This is a genomic window from Vibrio sp. 1288, from assembly GCF_033344475.1.
Genome location: NZ_JAWPOX010001119.1, coordinates 1 through 520 on the forward strand (window position 1 = coordinate 1; position 520 = coordinate 520).

Here is a 520-nt window from a genome sequence, read left to right on the forward strand (position 1 = left end):
GATGCAGAGTTTGGTTGCGAAGGCACCATTGGCCTTGGTCTACCAGGCATGGAAGACGCAGACGATGCAACGGTATTAACGGTTAACGTTCCTGCGGCGAAAGGCAAACCACTGCGTGCGGATCTTGAAGCGAAAATCGGTCGCAGCGTAAAGATTGAAAACGATGCGAACTGTTTTGCGCTATCAGAAGCATGGGACGAAGAGCTTCAAGATGAGCCTTCTGTACTTGGTTTGATCCTAGGCACTGGTTTTGGTGGCGGTTTTATCTACGATGGTAAAGTTTTCTCTGGTCGTAACCACGTAGCAGGTGAGGTGGGTCATACTCGTTTACCTATCGATGCTTGGTTCCACCTAGGCGAAAACGCACCTCTGTTGGGCTGTGGTTGTGACAAGAAAGGTTGTTTAGACAGTTACCTTTCTGGTCGAGGCTTCGAGCTGCTCTACGCCCATTACTACGGTGAAGAGAAGAAAGCGATCGACATCATTAAAGCGCACGCAGAAGGTGAGGCGAAAGCCGTCG

1 protein-coding gene is annotated in these 520 nt (G+C 50.2%); it reads left to right on the plus strand.

Annotated elements, in window-relative coordinates:
• The coding region (locus R8O11_RS31225; RefSeq protein WP_318195392.1) for an ROK family protein at window positions 1-520 on the plus strand (520 nt) is incomplete at both ends.